Origin of the sequence: Ciceribacter thiooxidans, from assembly GCF_014126615.1 — a bacterium.
Taxonomy (GTDB): Bacteria; Pseudomonadota; Alphaproteobacteria; order Rhizobiales; family Rhizobiaceae; genus Allorhizobium; species Allorhizobium thiooxidans.
On record NZ_CP059896.1, the window covers coordinates 1,392,977 to 1,411,729 of the forward strand.

Genomic DNA, 18,753 nt, shown 5'->3' on the forward strand with positions numbered 1-18,753 from the left:
CGACCCGTCCTCACGCCGCTAGCAGCCGGATGAGGACGGTCGCGGACATGGGGTCAGCGTTTGTAGGTCTGAGTGACGAAGGGGAGTGCGGCGACGGTCATCGGCAGGTACTTGCCGCGGACCTCGGCATAGACGGTCGTGCCGACCGCCACATGGGAGGAGGGCAGGTAGCCCATCGCGACCGGGCCGCCGGCCGAAGGACCGAAGGTGCCGGAGGTGACTTCGCCGATCTCGCTCGTGCCGTTCTCGTCGCTGTAGATCTTGGCATGCGAGCGCACCGGCGCCTTGCCGTCCGGCTTCAGGCCGACACGGCGGCGGGCCGGGCCGTTCTCGAGTTCGGAAAGGATGCGCTCCGCTCCGGGGAAACCGCCTTCGCGGGCGCCGCCCTTGCGGCGAGCCTTCTGGATCGCCCATTCGATCGCGCCCTCGACCGGCGAGGTCGTCGTGTCGATGTCGTTGCCGTAAAGGCAGAGGCCGGCTTCGAGGCGCAGCGAATCGCGGGCACCGAGGCCGATCGGTTCGCAGTCGGGATGGGCGAGCAGGGCCTTGGCGAGGTCAACCGCCCTGTCGGCCGGCACGGAAATCTCGAAACCGTCCTCGCCGGAATAGCCGGAGCGGGAGACGATGCAGGCAATCCCGGCAATCGTCGCGTCGCGGACGTCCATGAACTTCATCGAAGCAATGTCGGGAGAGAGCGAGGCGAGCACGGCCTCGGCCTTCGGTCCCTGCAGAGCCAGCAGGGCGCGATCGAGAAGTTCGACCTCGCAGGTGTCGGCGAGCTTTGCCTTCATGTGGGCGACGTCGGCGTCCTTGCAGGCGGCGTTGACGACCACCAGCAGGTGATCGCCGCGATTGGTGATCATCAGGTCGTCGAGAATGCCGCCGTTGTCATCGGTGAAGAAGCCGTAGCGCTGGCGACCGGCCTTCAAACCGAGAATGTCGACCGGAACGAGTTTTTCGAGGGCGAGGGCTGCGTCCTCGACGCGGCCGCTCCTGGCGCGCAGGATGACCTGACCCATGTGCGAGACATCGAAAAGCCCCGCCTTTTCGCGTGTCTGAAGATGTTCCTTGAGGACACCCGCCGGATACTGCACCGGCATGTCATAGCCGGCAAACGGCACCATCTTGGCGCCGAGCGACAGGTGAAGGTCATAGAGAGGGGTGCGTTTCAGTTGGGCGGTATCCAAAGGGCGCCTCCGGTTTTCGCGCTCGATGCGCTGGCTCAGGTCATGGCGCGCGAATGCCCGCCGGTTACGTGAGCCCCCTCTGTCCGTTTGCCTGAGATTGTTATCCCTTCGGCGCGCATCCCGTCAGACGGAATGCTTCTCTCCAGAGTCCAATGGCACCTTGTGGTCCTTTCGCCTGAGAGTTTCCGGGGCGGTTGCTCCTTCGGCACCGGATCGAACCGGCTTCTCCCAACAAGATGGCTTGGCATTATCTGGCAAGGCCGGCGGTTGGCAAGAGGCTTGCGTCGTTGTGAAGCAAATAATTGTCGCTGTCGTCTTGCAGGTCTTTACGGACGACGTTGTCGACGATGGTTTGTTCTTGATCAAAGACAGCTGCGACGTGACGCCCGAATGTGGCGACGGTTGCACAGGGTCGTTGATTCCGCCGCGAAAGACGCTAAGGATGAAGCCGCCCGGAGGTTACGGAATGACGAAGGCGAAATGGATCGGTGGCGGTTTGGTGCGCATGTTCTGCGCGCTCGCCGTGCTGTCGCTGGCCTTCGCCCACAAACCGCCGCAGGTATTGGCGGCGTCTATCGAAAACGCCTCTTATGTCCTTCCCGACGGCAGCTATGCCGACCTGTGCGTCGGCAACATGGCGGTGAAGCACCCGACTGCGAGCGGCTTCTGCGAAGCCTGCGTCCTCGCCGCGGCGACGCTCCTGCCGGTGCCGCCGGAAGAAGGCTGGTTGCTCTCCTTCTTCGCGAGCCTCGACAACGAACCAGTCGCGGTCGCGCGCTATCTCGGCCCCGAATCTGTCGAGCGTCCACGCTCTCGTGCGCCGCCGGCCTTCGCCTGATCTTTCGAGAATTTTCGTCAGAAACAATGCCGCCCCGCGGCGCGTTCCGGTCGCCTCCCATTCTGTTTCAGAGGACCGGTCAGGAGAACTATAATGAAAGTCACCATATCCCGCCTCACCCTTGCTGTCGTCAGTGTCGCAGCCGGTGCCGTCTTCGCTCATGCGAGCCTCGCCTGCAGCATGCATGACGATGCCGCGGCGGCGACGCCGGCCGTCATGCACGCCGGTCACAACATGAGTGCTCCGGTGGTCAAGGTCGCCAATCCCGGCGGTCAGCAGATGAACGGCGCGATGGCCGGTTCCGGCATGGGTGTCGTCAATCCGGGCGGAATGGAAACCGTCAAGCTCGGCGATCTCGAACTGAGTGGCGGCTTCACCAAGGCGATGCTTCCCGGCCAGCCGGTCGGCGGTGGTTTCGTCGTCATCAAGAACTCCGGTTCTGCGGATGACGTGCTGGTTGCTGCCGAATCGGACGTGGCGGACCGTGTGGAACTCCACGAAATGGTCATGGAAAACGACGTCATGAAAATGCGGCCTCTGAAGGACGGCATTCCGGTTCCGGCCGGTGGGACGGTCGAACTGAAGCCCGGTGGCCTGCACATGATGTTCATGGGCGTCAAGGAGCCCTTCGTCGAGGGCGGCACAGTCAAGGTGAAGCTGACCTTCAAGAATGCCGGCTCGGCCGATGTCGTTCTGCCCGTCGGCCCCGCCGCACCGAAGAAGATGTAAGCGAGCGCCGGGCTCAGCCATAAAGAAGCGCCGCGGACGAGGGGGCCGCGGCGCTTTTTGAATCAGTGCCGAAATATCCTCAGGAGGTAGAACTGAGATAGGCGGCGAGCGCTTCCTTGAGGGTCGCTTGCTCATGCTTCGCCTGGCCGGCCGTCAGGAAGTGGAGTGACAGCGCCGGCGGCTGCACGACGGTTAGAATTGCACGCAGCCTGAAGTCGTCGCCCTTGGCGGCGCGCTCTGCAAAGACCTGCAATTGCTCCTCGACCAGCGTACCGCGAGGAACACGCTGCGGCGGCTTTGTCGCTTCCATCGCATAAGCGGCCGTCGTGGCCGAAACTGTAACTACCTGAGGCATGGCTATCACCGGTATCTCTATCCCTGCAGGATATGGCATGCCTCTCTACGGACCGCTAAATCCGGCAGAGGCATTTTAGTCAAATGCGATGTAGTGCCGAACGGCGTTTCGGGACTGCGGCGAAAGGCGCCGGAGGAACCATCCGAAATGGCGGAGGGGCAGGCTTGCAATCGCTCGCCGATCTGTCATTTTGCTTGCAAATTCAGGCGTCAGTCCGCTGATTTCGGCGGTGACGAGCGGTAGTTATGCGGTGGCTCCGGCGGGGTGCCGATCAAGGGACGGAGGGGAAAATGAACATTCTCATTGGCTTTGTCAGCATCGAAGGCCAGACGCGCAAGATTGCCGAAAAGATTGCCGAGCATGTCGAGAAGGCCGGTCATCGCGCGGTCTTCTTCAACGTCACCTCCATGGCCGAATACGCACTCGAGCGGCCGGAAGCGGTGATCCTCTGCGCCCCGATCCACGCCGGGCGCTATCCCGCGCCCTTCGTCGATTTCGTCCGCCGCGAGAGGGATTTTCTGAAATCGGTGCCGAGCGCCTTCGTCTCCGTCTCGTTGTTCATCCGCAGCGAGTTCGAGGAGGAACGCGAGGAAGCGCGTCATTTCCCCGACACCTTGATGGCCGAGACCGGCTGGACGCCGGGCAGGGTGCTCAATGCCGCCGGTGCCCTGCGCTACACCGAATACGACTTCTTCAAGCGCTGGATGGCGAAGCGCCTCGCCGCGCGTGAGGGGGCGCCGACCGATGCCAGCCAGAACTTCGAATTCACGGACTGGGCCGAGCTTGAGCGTTTCGTCGCCGATTTCCTTGCGGGCGCAAAGGCCTGAGACGACCGGTTGAATAATGGAGCCCGCCCGGCCGGCCCCAACGTGATGGAAGGCGTGACGTGAACCAGATCCTCCTCGTAGCCGCCGGCGGTGCGGTCGGCTCGGTCTGCCGCTATCTCGTCGGCGTCGGGTTGCTGCGGCTGGCCGGCTCCGCCTTTCCCTGGGGCACGTTCGCCGTCAATCTCGTCGGCTCGTTCGGCATCGGCGTTCTGGCGGAACTGATCGTCGCGCGTTTCGGCGCCTCGCCGGAGATGCGGCTCTTGCTGATCACCGGCTTCCTCGGCGGGTTCACGACCTTCTCCGCCTTCGCACTCGACGCCGTCTCGCTGTTCGAGCGCGGGGAAGCGCTGTCGAGCCTCGTCTATGTCGGCGCGAGCGTCGGTCTCTCGCTGATTGCGACCGTCGCGGGCATTGGCGTCATGCGTTCGCTGCTCTGAGACAGCTTTTAAGCTTCCCTTCGGCAGGCGAAATGCTCTAAAGCCCCTGATGCGCGGCGTTCGGGCCGTGCGGAAATTTGTCGAAAGAGCGGAAATGGCGGGCGTCGAGCATATCAAGGTGGATGCGGACGAGGCCGGAATGCGGCTTGACCGTTGGTTCAAGGTGCACTTTCCGGGCCTCGGTTTCGGTGCATTGCAGAAGCTTCTGCGATCCGGTCAGGTGCGTATCGACGGCGGCCGGGCGAAGAGCGATACGCGCGTGCAGCCGGACCAGATGATCCGCGTTCCGCCGCTCGACGTCGACGCCAAGGCCAAGACGGGGCCGATCGCCGGCAAGGATCTGAAACACTCGGGCGACGGCGAACTCCTCTCGCGCATGCTGCTTTACGAGGACGAAAAGGTCTTCGTGCTCAACAAGCCGGCGGGCCTTGCCGTTCAGGGTGGGTCGGGTGTGACCCGCCACATCGACAAGATGCTCGAGGCCTGGACGAACAAGAAGGGCGAGAAGCCGCGTCTCGTTCACCGCATCGACCGCGACACCTCCGGTGTTCTCGTCGTCGCCCGCTCGCGCGGCGCCGCGCAGAAGCTGACGGCCGCCTTCCGCGAGCGCGACACCCACAAGATCTACTGGTCGCTGGTCAAGGGCGTGCCGCGCAAGCACGAAGACAAGATTTCAACCTGGCTCGTCAAGGAGCAGACTCCGGACGGTGACCGCATGCGCGTCGCCAAACACGGCGAGGAGGGGGCAGACCACGCCGTCTCCTATTACCGGGTGATCGACACGGCCGCGCAGAACCTCGCCTGGCTGGAGATGGAGCCCTATACGGGGCGCACCCATCAGCTTCGCGTCCATGCGCTCTATATGGGGCACCCGATCATCGGCGATCCGAAATACTTCATCGACGATCCGAACTGGGATTTTCCGGGCGGCGTCCAGAAGCGGCTGCATCTCCATGCGCGCTCCATCGACATTCCGCATCCTTCCGGCGGGCGGCTGAAGGTGACGGCGCCGCTGCCGCCGCACATGGTGCAGAGCTGGAACCTGCTCGGCTTCGACGAGGCCGATGGAGCGAGGGACGAGGAATGAAACTCGTTCTCTTCGATTGCGACGGTACGCTCGTCGACAGTGTCGGCCTCATCCATGCGGTGATGACGCGCACCTTCCTTCACTTCGGCCACGCCGCGCCGGATGTCGAACGCACGAAGGCGATCATCGGCCTGAGCCTCGATCTCGCGATCGCCACCATGCAGGGCAAGCCGGATGTCGACCACGAGGCGGGGGCGATGGCACTCTACTACAAGGCGGTTTTCGCCGAGGTGCGTGCCGAGCTGGGCTTCGAGGAGCCGCTCTATGACGGGATTGCCGAGGTGATCGCGGCGATGGTTCGCCGGGACGACCTTTTGATCGGGGCGGTGACCGGCAAGTCCCGCCGCGGCCTCGACGGCGTGCTTGAAACCCATGGGTTGAAGCCCCATTTCGTCGTTTCACGGACGGCGGACGACTGTCCGTCGAAACCCAATCCGGCCATGGTCCTGGAGTGCTGCCGCGAAACCGGCATGGATGCGCGGGATGCGGTCGTCATCGGCGACGCGATCTACGACATGCAGATGGGCAAGGCCGCCGGCGCCCGGGCGATCGGTGTCTCCTGGGGCTATTCGACGACCGCCGCGCTGCTGCTTGCCGGCGCCGACGCCGTCGTCGATCGCCCGGCCGACCTCCTGGCTCATATCATGAAAGGAGCCGTCGATGCGTGACCTTCTCAGCGATTTCGGCCCCGAGCCGAGCGACCCGGACCCGGTGCGCCGCGCACAGATCCAGATGCAGCGGCCGCAGGCCAAGCGCTTCTACACTGAAGTCGACACGCGGAGCGAGGATGACGGCGTCGCCGTCCTGCTCGACGGACGCGGCGTGAAGACGCCGGCGAAACGTGCGCTGCGGCTGCCGACGGCCGAGGCTGCCGAACTGGTCGCTTCGGAGTGGCGCGCACAGGGCGAGACGATCGATCCGGCGACGATGCCGACGACCCGGCTTGCCAATACCGCGATCGACGCTGTCGCCGATCAGGTCGATGCCGTGTTCGAGGATATTGTGCGCTACGCCGGCAACGACCTGCTCTGCTACCACGCGGAATCGCCGCAGGAACTCGTCGAACGGCAGGCGCGGCAGTGGGGACGGGTGATCGACTGGGTGGCTTCCTCCCACGGCGCCCGCTTCGTTCTCGCCGCCGGCATCGTGCATCAGGCGCAGCCACAGGCGGCAATCGATGCCTTCGCTTCGGCGCTCGGCGCCTACCGGACGCCGTTCGAACTCGCGGCGCTGCACGTCGTGACGACGCTGACCGGTTCGGCGATCCTGGCGCTCGCCTTCGCCGAAGGCTTTCTTTCCGTCCCCGAGATCTGGGCGCTCGCCCATCTCGACGAAGACTGGACGGAGGAGCATTGGGGCGTCGACGAGGAGGCGCAGGCCCGCCGGGCCAAGCGCTTCGAGGAGATGGACGCTGCGGCGCGCCTGTTCCGGGCCGTGCGGGCTGCCGCTTAACGCGGCGCTAACCATAACGGTGACAGGCTCTTTCGACCGAATCGGGATCGGATCAGCCTGTCATGCTTCTGCGGTTCTGCCATGCCGCCATCGCCCTTCTCCTTTCCGCGCTGCTGTCGTCGTGCAGTATCGCGGGGGCGGGGGCCTTTACGCCGCGCAAGGTCTATGACGTCCGCGACCTGACGGTACTCGCCGATATCCGTGTGCCGAAGGCGGTGATCGTCGGCACCGACAGCCGTATTGCCGCGGCGATCGCTGCGACCGTGCCGCGGCCGGAGGCGCCACCGGTGGTGCTCTCGGTGCGGATCGGTTCCTACCGGCCGGACATTTCGCCGCTCAACCGCCGCAGCGAGGCAACAGTCACGGTGACCGCTGTCTCGGTCATCGACGGTTCTCCGGTCGCGAGCGCGACCTTCCCGGTTACGAGCGGAACGGAAAACCCGGATTTCGAGGCGGAGGCGCTTGCCGAAGCGGTCGCCGCGCGCATCCGCTCGCTCTTCGCGCTGAGCATGCCGTCGGCGCTTCAGTGATGGGCTGAGGGACGGCTTGCCGCCCTCCCGTTCGAATTGACTTCACCTTCGCTTGCGCCTAAGCGTTTTTCATTCGGATGGTTTCCGCGCCGTCGATACGGAGCGGAACGCAAAAGGGAATGCGACGGTGGGGACCCAAGCCGGGCCTGCCAATCGCAGCCGACCCCGCGACTGTAGAGCGGTGAGGGTCCTTCATCCGGCGAGCCGGAATATCCGTGACGGGTCCGCAAGGAGCGGACGGCGGGTTCTTCGGCGAAACCGGAAAAGCCACTGGAGTGGCGACACGAACAGCCGGGGCCGGGACGCCTCTATTTCTACGAATCGTCCGCCCTTCGTGTCGCCTCGAAGCTTCGGGAAGGCGAGAGAGACCCGTTGGCGCAAGGCGCCTCAACCGCGAGCCAGGAGACCTGCCACCCGTGCCGGGCTTTGAAAGCCCATCCTGGGGAAAATCCCCGTTGCCAGCACGGAGGTTGTCGTGGCGACATCTTGTGACGGCGGGATCGTGCGATCCCGCATTTCCATATCCTTTCTGCCGGGCCGCGCGCCCGGCCTCTTCCCGTGTCCATCTTTCCGGCGCTCTGCTGCGGAGGTCCGTCCTTGAGCGCGGCTGACGGCCATTGCGTCTTCGTGCTCGGCGGTGCCCGTTCGGGCAAGTCACGGCATGCGGAGACGCTTGCCGAGGTGAGCGGGCTCGAACGCCATTATGTCGCGACCGGACGCGCCTTCGATGACGAAATGCGCGAACGCATAGCCCTGCATCGCGAAAGCCGCGGTGGGCTCTGGACGACCCATGAGGAGCCGGTCGACCTTGCCGGCGTTCTCCGGCGCATTGATGCGCCGGGCCGTGTGGTGCTCGTCGACTGCCTGACGCTCTGGGTCACGAACCTGATGCTGGACGAACGCGATGTCGCCGCCGAAAGCGCGCGCCTCGTCGCGGTCCTGCCGACGCTTCAGGCGCGGCTCATCCTCGTGTCGAACGAGGTCGGGCTCGGCATCGTGCCGGAAAACCGCATGGCGCGCGAATTCCGCGACCATGCCGGGCGGCTCCACCAGATGGTCGCGTCGGTCGCGACCGAAGTCTATTTCGTCGCGGCGGGACTGCCGCTGAAAATGAAGGGTTGAACCATGCTGCAGCAGAAGATCCCGGCAACCGTCATCACCGGCTTCCTCGGCGCCGGAAAGACGACGATCATCCGCAACATGCTGATGAACGCCAACGGCAAGAAGATCGCGCTCATCATCAACGAATTCGGCGACCTCGGCGTCGATGGTGAGGTGCTGAAGGGCTGCGGTGCCGACAATTGCACCGAGGACGACATCATCGAGCTTACCAATGGCTGCATCTGCTGCACGGTGGCCGACGATTTCGTGCCGACCATGCAGAAACTGCTCGAACGTGAGGAGCGGCCGGACCACATCGTCATCGAGACCTCCGGCCTCGCCCTGCCGCAGCCGCTGGTCGCCGCCTTCAACTGGCCGGACATCCGCACCCGCGTCACCGTCGACGGCGTGGTGACCGTGGTCGACAGTGCCGCGGTGGCGGCCGGTCGTTTCGCCGACGATCACGACCGGGTCGACGCCATGCGCGAGCAGGATGCCTCGCTCGACCACGACAGCCCGCTCGAAGAACTCTTCGAGGACCAGCTCACCTGCGCCGACCTGATCGTCCTCAACAAGACCGATCTGCTGGACGGCGAGGGGATCGCGGCAGTCCGCTCCGAGGTTGCGGGACGCATCAACCGCAAGCCGACGCTGGTCGAGGCGAGGAACGGCGAAGTTCCCGCGATCGTGCTCCTCGGCCTCGGCGCCGGTTCGGAAGCCGATATCGAAAACCGCAGGTCGCACCACGAGCTTGAGCACGAGGCAGCGCACGCCTCAGGTGAGGGGCACGACCACCTGCATCACCACGACCACGACGAGTTCGAGAGCTTTGCGCTGAGGCTTCCGGCGATCGCCGATCCGGCCGCCTTCGTCGAACGGCTGAGGGCCGTCATCGAAACCCACGACATCCTGCGTCTCAAGGGCTTTGTCGACGTGCCCGGCAAGCCGATGCGGCTCGTCATCCAGGCGGTCGGCTCGCGGATCGACACCTATTTCGACCGTCCCTGGGCGGCCGGCGAGAAGCGCGAAACCCGCCTCGTCGTCATCGGCCTGCACGAATGGGATTTTGCGGCGGTGGTCGAGGCGGTCGAGAAGGCGGCCTGAGGATCGATTGAGCTCATGAATATCTCGATTACCCCCCTCTGGCCTGCCGGCCATCTCCCCCTCAAGGGGGAGATCACCATGCGGAGACGCCCGGTCGTTCCGTCAGCGCTGAAGCGGGGCGGTTGCTCGGAGAACAGGTTAGAAGGGTTTTTCGGGCAGCTCGACTTGTCGGCTTCCGATCTCCCCCTTGAGGGGGAGATGGCCGGCAGGCCAGAGGGAGGTGTTGTCGACGCGATACGCCTCGGCGCGAACTCTTGGGGAAGCGACACGGCCATGCATCTTCTCCTAGCCCAGAAAGGCTCGATCAGCGACGGCGAGGAAGCGATCGATCTCGGCCAGAGCGCCGGTGACATCATCTTCCTGACGGCGGCCGATACTGAGCTTTCCGCGATCGCCGCGGCGGTGCGGGCGCGCGGCGAGGCCGGTCCGAAGTGGCGTCTCGCGAGCCTGATGGCGCTGAAACATCCGATGTCGGTCGACACCTATGTCGAGCGGACCGCACGCCATGCGCGGCTGATCGTGGTTCGGGCGCTCGGCGGTGCCAGCTATTTCCAGTATGCACTGGAAGCCCTGCATGCGGCGGCACAACGATCGGGCGCGATGATCGCCGTGCTTCCGGGCGACGACAAGCCGGACGAGGGGCTTTCGAGTTTTTCCAACCTGCCGGCGGGGGACCTCGCATCGCTCTGGGCCTATCTGATCGAGGGCGGCGATGCCAATGCCGGCGGTGTGGTCGCCTATGCCGAAGCACTCGTCGCCGGGACCGAGAGGCCCGAGCCGGCGCGGCCGCTGCTGAAAGCCGGCATCTGGTGGCCGGGCCGTGGCGTGATTGGCGTGGAGGAATGGAAAGAGGCGTCGAAGATTGCCCCTCATCCGCCTGCCGGCACCTTCTCCCCGTCGGACGGGGAGAAGGGACAAGGGGTGACGTCGGCGTCTCCTTCTCCCGCGTGCGGGGAGAAGGTGCCCGAAGGGCGGATGAGGGGCCGAGCACCGACGAGCATTCGCTGCCCGTCGTCGCCGTCTGCTTCTACCGAGCGCTCGTCCAGAGCGGCGAGACGAAGCCGGTGGAGGCCCTGATCGACGCCTTGGAGGCCGAAGGGCTCGCCGCATTGCCGGTCTTCGTCTCGAGCCTCAAGGATGCCGTCTCGGTCGATACGCTGCGCGCGATCTTTGCCGAGGCGCCGCCCGCCGTGGTCATCAATGCGACGGGCTTTGCTGTTTCCGCGCCGGGCGCCGAGCGCCGGGCGACCGTCCTTGATGAAGGCGGAGCCGTCGTCCTGCAGGCGATCTTTTCGGCGTCCGCGAAGGATGCATGGCAGGCCTCCAGCCAGGGCCTTTCGGCGCGTGATCTCGCGATGAACGTGGCACTGCCCGAGGTCGACGGACGGGTGCTTGCCCGCGCCGTCTCGTTCAAGTCGGCGGCCCGCTTCGACGAACGCGTCGAGGCGAACATCGTCACCCACGAACCGGAACCAGGGCGGACGGCCTTCGTCGCGGCGCTCTCTGCGCGCTGGGCGCGTCTCAGGCATGCGCCGGCCGACGAACGGCGTGTGGCGCTCATCATGGCGAACTACCCGAACCGCGACGGCCGTCTCGGCAACGGCGTCGGCCTCGACACCCCGGCCGGGACGATCGAGGTGCTGCGGGCGATGGAGAAGACCGGCTACGCCGTCGGCCAAGTGCCGGAGAACGGCGACGCCCTGATGACGCATCTGATGGCAGGACCGACGAACGCCGCGAATGACGGTCGGGAAATTCGCGAAACCATTTCCCTGAACCGGTACAAGGCCTTCTTCGAAAAGCTTCCGAAAGTGATTCAGGACGAGGTCGCGGCCCGCTGGGGCGCGCCGGAGAACGATCCCTTCTTCGTCGACGGGCGGTTCGCGCTGCCGCTGTCGCGGTTCGGCAATCTGCTCGTCGGTATCCAGCCCGCCCGCGGTTACAACATCGATCCGAAGGAGAGCTATCACTCTCCGGACCTCGTGCCACCGCACGGCTATCTTGCCTTCTACGCGCATCTGAGGACGGTCTTCGACGCCCATGCGGTGATCCATATGGGCAAGCACGGCAACCTTGAATGGCTGCCGGGCAAGGCGCTGGCACTTTCCGAGACCTGCTATCCGGAGGCGGTGTTCGGACCCTTGCCGCATCTCTATCCCTTCATCGTCAACGATCCCGGCGAGGGTACGCAGGCGAAGCGGCGAACCTCGGCCGTCATCATCGACCACCTGACGCCGCCGCTGACGCGTGCGGAAAGCTATGGTCCGCTGAAGGACCTTGAGGCCCTGGTCGACGAGTATTACGAGGCCGCCGGCGGAGATCCGCGCCGCCTGAAGCTGCTGAAGAAGCAGATCCTCGATCTCGTCGCCGACATCGGCCTCGATGAGGATGCCGGGATTGCCAAGGGCGAGGCCGAGGAAAGCGCGCTCGAAAAGCTCGACGCCTATCTCTGCGACCTCAAGGAGATGCAGATCCGCGACGGGCTGCACATTTTCGGCCTGGCGCCGGAAGGCCGGCTCCTGACCGACCTGACCGTCGCTCTGGCCCGCGTGCCGCGGGGCCTCGGCGAAGGTGGCGACCAGAGCCTTCAGCGGGCGATCGCCAAGGATATACTTGAAAGAGAAGACCCCTCCCCAACCCCTCCCCACAAGGGGGAGGGGCTTCCGCTTGCGCCCGACTCTTCCGTCGAGCGCCAAGGGGAGCCACGGTTGCTCTCCCCCCGTGTGGGGGAGATGGCCGGCAGGCCAGAGGGGGATTTTTCGCACAGGCATGCCGTCTTCGATCCGCTCGACTGCGTGATGTCCGATCCGTGGACCGGACCGCGGCCGGCGATCCTTGCCGAGGTCGACGACCAGCCCTGGCGCACCAAGGGCGACACGGTCGAACGCATCGAGCTGCTCGCCGCAAGGCTTGTTGCGGGCGAGGTGACGTGCCCCGAAGCATGGATGCGGACCCGCGCCGTGCTCGACGAGATCGAAACACGGCTCAAGCCGTCCGTCACCGCCTGCGGCCCCGCCGAGATCGACGGCCTGCTCACCGGTCTCGACGGCCGCTTCGTGCCGCCCGGGCCCTCCGGCGCCCCCACGCGTGGACGGCCGGACGTGCTGCCGACGGGTCGCAATTTCTACTCGGTCGACAGCCGCGCGGTGCCGACACCGGCTGCCTATGAGCTCGGCAAGAAGTCCGCCGAACTGCTGATCGCCCGCTATGTGCAGGACCACGGCGAGTGGCCGACCTCGTTCGGACTGACCGCCTGGGGCACCTCGAACATGCGCACGGGCGGCGACGACATCGCCCAGGCGCTCGCGCTCCTCGGCGTCAAGCCGCTCTGGGACACGGCGTCCCGCCGCGTCACCGGCTTCGAGATCGTCCCGCAGGCCGTTCTCGGCCGGCCGCGCGTCGACGTCACGCTCAGGATTTCCGGCTTCTTCCGCGATGCCTTCCCCGAACAGATCGCCCTTTTCGACCGCGCGGTCCGCGCCGTCGGTGCGCTGGACGAGGACGCTGCCGATAACCCCGTCGCCGCCCGGATGCGCGAGGAGGTCGCGCGGCTACGCGAAGCGGGCATGGACGAGGACGCTGCCGCCCGTCGCGCCGGCTACCGCGTCTTCGGTTCCAAGCCCGGCGCCTATGGCGCGGGCCTGCAGGCGCTGATCGACGAGAAGGGCTGGGAGCGTCGCGGCGATCTCGCCGAAGCCTATCTCGTCTGGGGCGGCTATGCCTACGGCGCAGGCGAAGAAGGCAAGGCCGAACGCGGGCTCTTCGAGGAGCGGTTGCGATCGGTGCAGGCGGTCGTGCAGAACCAGGACAATCGCGAGCACGACCTTCTCGACAGCGACGACTACTACCAGTTCGAGGGCGGCATGACCGCGGCCGTCGAGCACGTTTCGGGCCATCGGCCGAGCGTCTACCACAACGATCATTCCCGCCCTGAGCGGCCGGTCGTGCGCTCGCTCGAGGAGGAGATCGGCCGGGTGGTGCGGGCCCGCGTCGTCAACCCGAAATGGATAGAGGGCGTCATGCGCCACGGCTACAAGGGCGCCTTCGAGATCGCCGCGACGGTCGACTACATGTTCGCCTTTTCAGCCACCACCGGTGCGGTGCGCGATCATCATTTCGAGGCCGTCTACCGGGCTTTCGTTCTCGATGAGCGGGTGCGCGACTTCATGGCGGAGAAGAACCCGGCGGCGCTCGAGGAGATGTCGGCGCGCCTGATCGAGGCGATCGACCGCGGGTTGTGGACGCCGAAAAGCAATTCGGCCAAGTTCTCGCTCGTGGAACTAGCTTCGGCGGGAGGACATCATGGCTGAACTCTCCGGTCGCTGCCTGTGCGGTGGCGTGCGTTTCAAGGTGAACGGGGAAATTCTTTCGGCAGGTCATTGCCATTGCGAAAGCTGCCGACGGGCGACATCGTCACCGGTCACCACCGTCTTCACGGTCCGGCGCAGCGATGCCGAGATCGGCGGGAGCTTGCGATTCTACGCCTCGTCGCCGGGCGTCAAACGCGGCTTTTGCCGAAATTGCGGTTCGCCGATGTCCTTTCAAACGGACGAGCGGCCGAACGAAATGGATTTCTACGTCGCGAGCCTGAACGATGGGCTGCACGTCGAGATCCACGAACATTGGCACTGGGACGAACGGGTCGATTGGCTGAACGTGACCGACGATCTCCCGAAGGGCAGTTGAGGACAGGAGAAGAGAAAATGACGGAAGAGACACAGGGAACGGATACCGACCTCGCGCGCCACGCGGAGAAAATGGCCAAGAAGAAGGCCGCGCGCGACAAGATCATGGCCACCAAGACCGATGAGAAGGGCCTGATCATCGTCCACACCGGCAAGGGCAAGGGCAAGTCGTCCGCCGCCTTCGGTATGATCTTCCGCCATATCGCGCACGGCAAGAAATGCGCGGTCGTTCAGTTCATCAAGGGCGCCATGTCGACCGGCGAGCGCGACCTGATCCTGAAACACTTCTCCGATATTTGCGAATTCCACACGATGGGCGAGGGCTTTACCTGGGAAACGCAGGACAAGGCGCGCGACATCGCGATGGCCAAGGCCGCCTGGGAAAAGGCCAAGGACCTGATCCGTAATCCGGAAATCTCGATGGTGCTGCTCGACGAGATCAACATCGCCATCCGCTACGACTATATCGACATCGGCGAGGTGGTGGAGTTCCTCAAGACCGAAAAGCCGGAGATGACCCATGTCGTGCTGACCGGCCGCAATGCCAAGGACGAGCTGATCGAGATTGCCGACCTTGTGACCGAGATGGAGCTCATCAAGCATCCGTTCCGTTCCGGCATCAAGGCGCAGATCGGCGTGGAGTTCTGAGCCCGGCCGCCGCTACTCGCGGCCGCCCGGCTGCAGGGGCAATGCCTTCAGGACTTCCGCCGTCCGGGTATCGGCCGGAAAGAAGGATTCGATGGCCAGCTCCGACAGCGTGATGTCGAGCGGCGTGCCGAACACCGTCGTCGTCGAAAGGAAGGAAAGCACGCCGGCCTCGGTTTCGATCTGCAGCGGGACGGCGATCTCTCCGAGGTCGTGAGCCTCGTCGGCGGCCCCGTGCGGCGGCGCAGGAGGCCGGGGCAGGGCCATCAGCTCATCGAGAAGATTACGGAGCACGGGGTCGCCGCTTGCGGCGATCTGTTGCTGCAACCGTTCGAGAAGATGGTTGCGCCAGACGGTGAAGTTGACGATCCGTCGGCCGAGGCCGTCCGGATGGAGGCTGAGACGCAGCACGTTGACCGGCGGCGCAAGCAGGCTTTCGTCCTCGACGCCGGCGAGCAGGGGGCCGAGCGCCGCATTGGCCGAAACGAGCATCCAGTGGCGGTCGACCGCGAGCGCCGGGAACGGTTCGTGTCCTTTCAGGATCATGTCGATGGCCTGTCGTGCGGGGACGAGCGCCGGGTCGTCGAGCGATCTCTGTGCGAAGACGGGGGCGTAGCCGGCGGCGATCAGGATCGGGTTGCGCTCGCGCAGCGGCACACCGAGCCGCTCGGTCAGGTGCAGCAGCAGGTCGCGGCTCGGTGCCGCGCGCCCGCTTTCGATGAAGCTCAGATGCCGCTGCGAGATTTCGGCATCGAGCGCAAGATCCAGCTGGCTCAAATGGCGGCGCCGCCGCCATTCTCGCAGGATGTCGCCGAGGCTCGCGGCGGTCATGCGGCCGCCGGAACCTTGTCGAGGAAGCCGTGGACCTCTTTCAGTCGGCCGTCCTCGACGATCGCGAAGTCCGTTCCCTCGATCATATCGTCGTTGTCGGCGGGGCCCAGCTTCCAGGAAAAGCGCAGCCGGTCGCCATAGCCGTCCGCCGAAATCAGGGCGAAGCGGAAGCCGGGGAAGCGGGCCTGAACGGCACTGACCAGCCCCTCGATCTCGGCATGGCCTTCACCAGACATCAGCGGGTCGACATAGGTTGCGTCCTCAAGCCAGCTCTCCCTGATCAGCGTGCGGCGCCGGGTGGCGTCGGTCTCGTTCCAGACGGCGATGTAGCGTTCGGCGACGGTGTTTGCGTTGTCCATGATCTTTGCTCCTTGTGACTGCCCGGTTCGTCCAGGCAGTCCGATCATCGGCAAGAAAGGTCATAGCATCAATTACCTCGCAGGTAATCGAACGGCGATTGCAGTCGGTCCTCACACCCCGAGCCACACTCTCACCGGATTGGCCGGATCGGCGAGCAGCTTCGTGGCGAGCGCGAGGCAGGTGACGACGAGGAGCGGGCGAATGATCTTGGCACCGTTGCGCATCGCAAGCCGCGAGCCGGTCTGGGCACCGAGAAACTGGCCGAGGCCCATCAGCAGCCCGATCTTCCAGAGCACGGCGCCGGTCATCAGGAAGACCACGAAGGCGCCGACATTGGAGCCGAGGTTGAGGAGCTTGGTGTGGGCCGTCGCCTTCAGCATGCCGAAGCCTGCGAGCGAGACGAAGGCCAACATGAAGAAGGAGCCCGTTCCCGGACCGAAAATGCCGTCGTAGAGGCCGATTGCCGGAACGACGGTCGCGCCGAAAAGCGTATGCGAGAGCCGGCGGTGACGGTCCTCGTCGCTGAGGTTCGGCTTGAAACCGAAATAGAGGGCGATCGCAACGAGCAGGAAGGGCATCAGGACCCGCAGTGCCTCGCCGGGGACGATCGTCGCTATCATCGCCCCGACGGCGCCGCCGAGCACTGCCATCGCCGCCATCGGGCGCTGCGCCTTCAGGTCGACATGGCCCTTGCGCGCATAGGCGAGCGTCGCCGACAGGGCACCGAACTGCGACTGCAGCTTGTTGGTGCCGAGCGTCTGGAGCGGCGGAATGCCGGCGATCAGCATCGCGGGCAGGGTGATCAGCCCGCCGCCGCCGGCAATCGAATCGACGAAGCCGGCGACGAAGGCCGCGATGAACAGGAGAACGAAGGCTTGCAGGGCGAGATCGGCCACGAAACGACTCTTTCGGGAGCGGTTGAGAACGGCCGGCACTCTTGCACCAGCGATCCGCGGCGGGCAACCGTCTTGCCGCAGGTCGTCTGTCGCCAGCTGGGGCCGTGGCGCAGACTCCACAGCTTCCGGCGCAATCCGGTTTGACCGCGACGGTGCGCTTCGGTAAACCACTCGCTAATGTGCGACGGCGCCTGTTTGACAGGCTGGAAATAGTCCGGTGCGGCCGACCCAAGTCGGGGGCCAAGTCCGGAGCTGTCCCGATGGCCGCAGGACCGCTCGGCGGTTCTGGCGCTTCGTACATGTCGAGAGCAACGAAGCAGGAGGCCGGAGCGAATGACGGACAAACTCGGAATCATGGTGTGCGGACACGGCAGCCGCAATCAGAACGCCGCGCGCGAATTCGCCGTGATCGCGGAGGCGCTGAAGGCCCGAAATCCGGACATGCCGGTCGAATACGGTTATCTGGAATTCTGCAATCCGGTGATTTCCGCCGGCCTCGACAAGCTTCGCGCGCAGGGCGTCACGCGGGTTCTGGCGATCCCGGGCATGCTCTTCGCCGCCGGCCACGCCAAGAACGACATTCCCTCCGTGCTCAACACCTATCAGGCGCAAAATCCGGGCATGGTGATCAATTACGGGCGTGAACTCGGCATCGATCTCAAGATGATCCGCGCCGCCGGCGACCGTATCCAGGAGGCGATCGAAAAGGCGAATGCCGAACTCGGCTTCGTCGACAAGCACGAGACGCTGCTGATGGTGGTCGGTCGCGGCTCCTCTGACCCGGACGCCAATTCCAACGCCGCCAAGGTCATGCGGATGCTCTGGGAGGGCATGGGCTTCGGCTGGGGCGAGACGTGCTATTCGGGCGTGACCTTCCCGCTCGTCGAGCCGGGCCTCACCCACGCCGCCAGGCTCGGCTACAAGCGCATCATCGTCTTCCCGTATTTCCTCTTCACCGGCGTTCTGGTGAAGCGGATCTATTCCTACACCGACGAAGTGGCGGCGCGTCATCCCGAGATCCAGTTCGTCAAGGCGAGCTACCTGAACGACCATCCGCTCGTGCTCGAAGCCTTCCAGGACCGGGTCAAGGAAGTCCTCGAAGGTGCTGCGGTGATGAACTGCCAGATGTGCAAGTATCGCGAGCAGGTGCTCGGCTTCGAGGCCGATATCGGTCAGCCGCAGGAAAGCCATCACCACCACGTCGAGGGCATCGGCGGCGGGCTGGAAAACTGTCCGTGCCAGGGGGATTGCGATGCCTCCTGCCGCGATCCCGATTTCTGCAAGGAGCACGGCCTGCCCTGGACCCCGGTGCATTCCCATGCCGAGCCCAACGACCTTGAACCGGCCTTCGACTACGCGGCTTCGACCACGCTCGGCGGCAAATACGGCCATCTCCTGAACGCAGCGCCCGATGCCGAGCTCGACGCGGTGATGAACGCCCCTTCCAGCGGCAAGGCCCATGTCCACGAGCACGGCCCCAATTGCGGCTGCGGCCATCATCACCACGACCACGGTCACGATCATCACCACCATCATGACCATGACCATGACCATGACCATGCACACCGTCATGGCCACGGGCACAGCCATGATCACGATCACGGACATCACCACGCGCCGTACCCGCATGCCGACCATCCGCTCGGCCCGAAGTCGATGCAGAAGAAATGACCGCATTGTTCGACAGAC

At 65.0% G+C, this 18,753-nt stretch carries 18 protein-coding genes, 1 pseudogene and 2 riboswitches; of the genes and pseudogenes, 14 read left to right on the top strand and 5 right to left on the bottom strand.

Annotated features, from left to right (window positions below):
• Positions 1–53: 53 nt before the first annotated feature.
• Positions 54–1,187 (bottom strand): glycine cleavage system aminomethyltransferase GcvT, encoded by a 1,134-nt coding sequence (gene gcvT, locus H4I97_RS06515; RefSeq protein ID WP_182307096.1) that lies wholly within the window; start codon positions 1,185–1,187, stop codon positions 54–56.
• Positions 1,188–1,340: 153 nt separating this feature from the next.
• Positions 1,341–1,429: riboswitch (glycine riboswitch) on the bottom strand.
• Between the two features lie 224 nt (positions 1,430–1,653).
• Here gcvT and H4I97_RS06520 point away from each other — a divergent pair.
• Together H4I97_RS06520 and H4I97_RS24515 are read left to right on the top strand one after the other, a co-directional pair.
• A complete protein-coding gene (locus tag H4I97_RS06520; protein ID WP_182307097.1) occupies positions 1,654–2,025 on the top strand; it encodes a hypothetical protein in 372 nt (123 codons plus the stop codon).
• Between the two features lie 336 nt (positions 2,026–2,361).
• Positions 2,362–2,754 (top strand): annotated as a pseudogene (locus H4I97_RS24515) (copper chaperone PCu(A)C); the annotation flags it as partial.
• Positions 2,755–2,833: 79 nt separating this feature from the next.
• Here H4I97_RS24515 and H4I97_RS06530 read toward each other — a convergent pair.
• Positions 2,834–3,109 (bottom strand): hypothetical protein, encoded by a 276-nt coding sequence (locus tag H4I97_RS06530; RefSeq protein WP_182307099.1) that lies wholly within the window; start codon positions 3,107–3,109, stop codon positions 2,834–2,836.
• A 290-nt stretch (positions 3,110–3,399) separates the two neighbouring features.
• On the opposite strand from H4I97_RS06530, the gene H4I97_RS06535 reads away from it, so the two are divergent.
• The 11 genes from H4I97_RS06535 to cobO all read left to right on the top strand — a co-directional run bounded on the left by H4I97_RS06535 (position 3,400) and on the right by cobO (position 14,980).
• Positions 3,400–3,936, top strand: a complete 537-nt coding sequence (locus H4I97_RS06535) for a flavodoxin domain-containing protein (RefSeq protein ID WP_182307100.1) — start codon at positions 3,400–3,402, stop codon at positions 3,934–3,936.
• A 59-nt stretch (positions 3,937–3,995) separates the two neighbouring features.
• A complete protein-coding gene (gene crcB, locus H4I97_RS06540; protein WP_182307101.1) occupies positions 3,996–4,373 on the top strand; it encodes a fluoride efflux transporter CrcB in 378 nt (125 codons plus the stop codon).
• A gap of 94 nt (positions 4,374–4,467) precedes the next feature.
• The gene (locus H4I97_RS06545; protein WP_182307102.1) at positions 4,468–5,460 is read left to right on the top strand and encodes an RluA family pseudouridine synthase; all 993 of its coding nucleotides are present in this window, start codon (positions 4,468–4,470) and stop codon (positions 5,458–5,460) included.
• A complete protein-coding gene (locus H4I97_RS06550) occupies positions 5,457–6,128 on the top strand; it encodes an HAD-IA family hydrolase (protein WP_182307103.1) in 672 nt (223 codons plus the stop codon). The genes H4I97_RS06545 and H4I97_RS06550 overlap by 4 nt, the downstream gene beginning before the upstream one ends.
• The gene (locus H4I97_RS06555; protein ID WP_182307104.1) at positions 6,121–6,912 is read left to right on the top strand and encodes an ATP12 family chaperone protein; all 792 of its coding nucleotides are present in this window, start codon (positions 6,121–6,123) and stop codon (positions 6,910–6,912) included. The genes H4I97_RS06550 and H4I97_RS06555 overlap by 8 nt, the downstream gene beginning before the upstream one ends.
• A 62-nt stretch (positions 6,913–6,974) precedes the next feature.
• The gene (locus tag H4I97_RS06560) at positions 6,975–7,442 is read left to right on the top strand and encodes a hypothetical protein (protein ID WP_182307105.1); all 468 of its coding nucleotides are present in this window, start codon (positions 6,975–6,977) and stop codon (positions 7,440–7,442) included.
• 61 nt (positions 7,443–7,503) lie between these two features.
• Positions 7,504–7,871, top strand: a riboswitch (cobalamin riboswitch).
• 168 nt (positions 7,872–8,039) lie between these two features.
• The gene (gene cobU, locus H4I97_RS06565; protein WP_182307106.1) at positions 8,040–8,564 is read left to right on the top strand and encodes a bifunctional adenosylcobinamide kinase/adenosylcobinamide-phosphate guanylyltransferase; all 525 of its coding nucleotides are present in this window, start codon (positions 8,040–8,042) and stop codon (positions 8,562–8,564) included.
• Between the two features lie 3 nt (positions 8,565–8,567).
• Positions 8,568–9,647 carry a cobalamin biosynthesis protein CobW gene (gene cobW / locus H4I97_RS06570; protein WP_182307107.1) on the top strand — a complete coding sequence of 360 codons (1,080 nt, stop codon included), beginning with the start codon at positions 8,568–8,570 and terminating at the stop codon, positions 9,645–9,647.
• Positions 9,648–10,594: 947 nt separating this feature from the next.
• Positions 10,595–13,957, top strand: a complete 3,363-nt coding sequence (gene cobN / locus H4I97_RS06580) for a cobaltochelatase subunit CobN (RefSeq protein WP_425306241.1) — start codon at positions 10,595–10,597, stop codon at positions 13,955–13,957.
• Positions 13,950–14,333 carry a GFA family protein gene (locus H4I97_RS06585; RefSeq protein WP_182307109.1) on the top strand — a complete coding sequence of 128 codons (384 nt, stop codon included), beginning with the start codon at positions 13,950–13,952 and terminating at the stop codon, positions 14,331–14,333. The genes cobN and H4I97_RS06585 overlap by 8 nt, the downstream gene beginning before the upstream one ends.
• 17 nt (positions 14,334–14,350) lie before the next feature.
• Positions 14,351–14,980, top strand: coding sequence for a cob(I)yrinic acid a,c-diamide adenosyltransferase (cobO, locus tag H4I97_RS06590; RefSeq protein WP_182307110.1), 630 nt, complete (start codon positions 14,351–14,353; stop codon positions 14,978–14,980).
• Between the two features lie 12 nt (positions 14,981–14,992).
• Here cobO and H4I97_RS06595 read toward each other — a convergent pair whose 3' ends face one another.
• The 3 genes from H4I97_RS06595 to H4I97_RS06605 all read right to left on the bottom strand — a co-directional run bounded on the left by H4I97_RS06595 (position 14,993) and on the right by H4I97_RS06605 (position 17,064).
• The gene (locus H4I97_RS06595; protein ID WP_182307111.1) at positions 14,993–15,808 is read right to left on the bottom strand and encodes a helix-turn-helix domain-containing protein; all 816 of its coding nucleotides are present in this window, start codon (positions 15,806–15,808) and stop codon (positions 14,993–14,995) included.
• Positions 15,805–16,167 carry a nuclear transport factor 2 family protein gene (locus H4I97_RS06600; protein ID WP_182307112.1) on the bottom strand — a complete coding sequence of 121 codons (363 nt, stop codon included), beginning with the start codon at positions 16,165–16,167 and terminating at the stop codon, positions 15,805–15,807. The genes H4I97_RS06595 and H4I97_RS06600 overlap by 4 nt, the downstream gene beginning before the upstream one ends.
• Positions 16,168–16,278: 111 nt before the next feature.
• On the bottom strand, positions 16,279–17,064 hold the full coding sequence (locus tag H4I97_RS06605; protein ID WP_182307113.1) for a TSUP family transporter: 786 nt from the start codon (positions 17,062–17,064) through the stop codon (positions 16,279–16,281).
• A gap of 333 nt (positions 17,065–17,397) precedes the next feature.
• Here H4I97_RS06605 and H4I97_RS06610 point away from each other — a divergent pair, with 333 nt between their 5' ends.
• Positions 17,398–18,735 carry a sirohydrochlorin chelatase gene (locus H4I97_RS06610; RefSeq protein WP_182307114.1) on the top strand — a complete coding sequence of 446 codons (1,338 nt, stop codon included), beginning with the start codon at positions 17,398–17,400 and terminating at the stop codon, positions 18,733–18,735.
• The last annotated feature ends 18 nt before the right edge of the window (positions 18,736–18,753 follow it).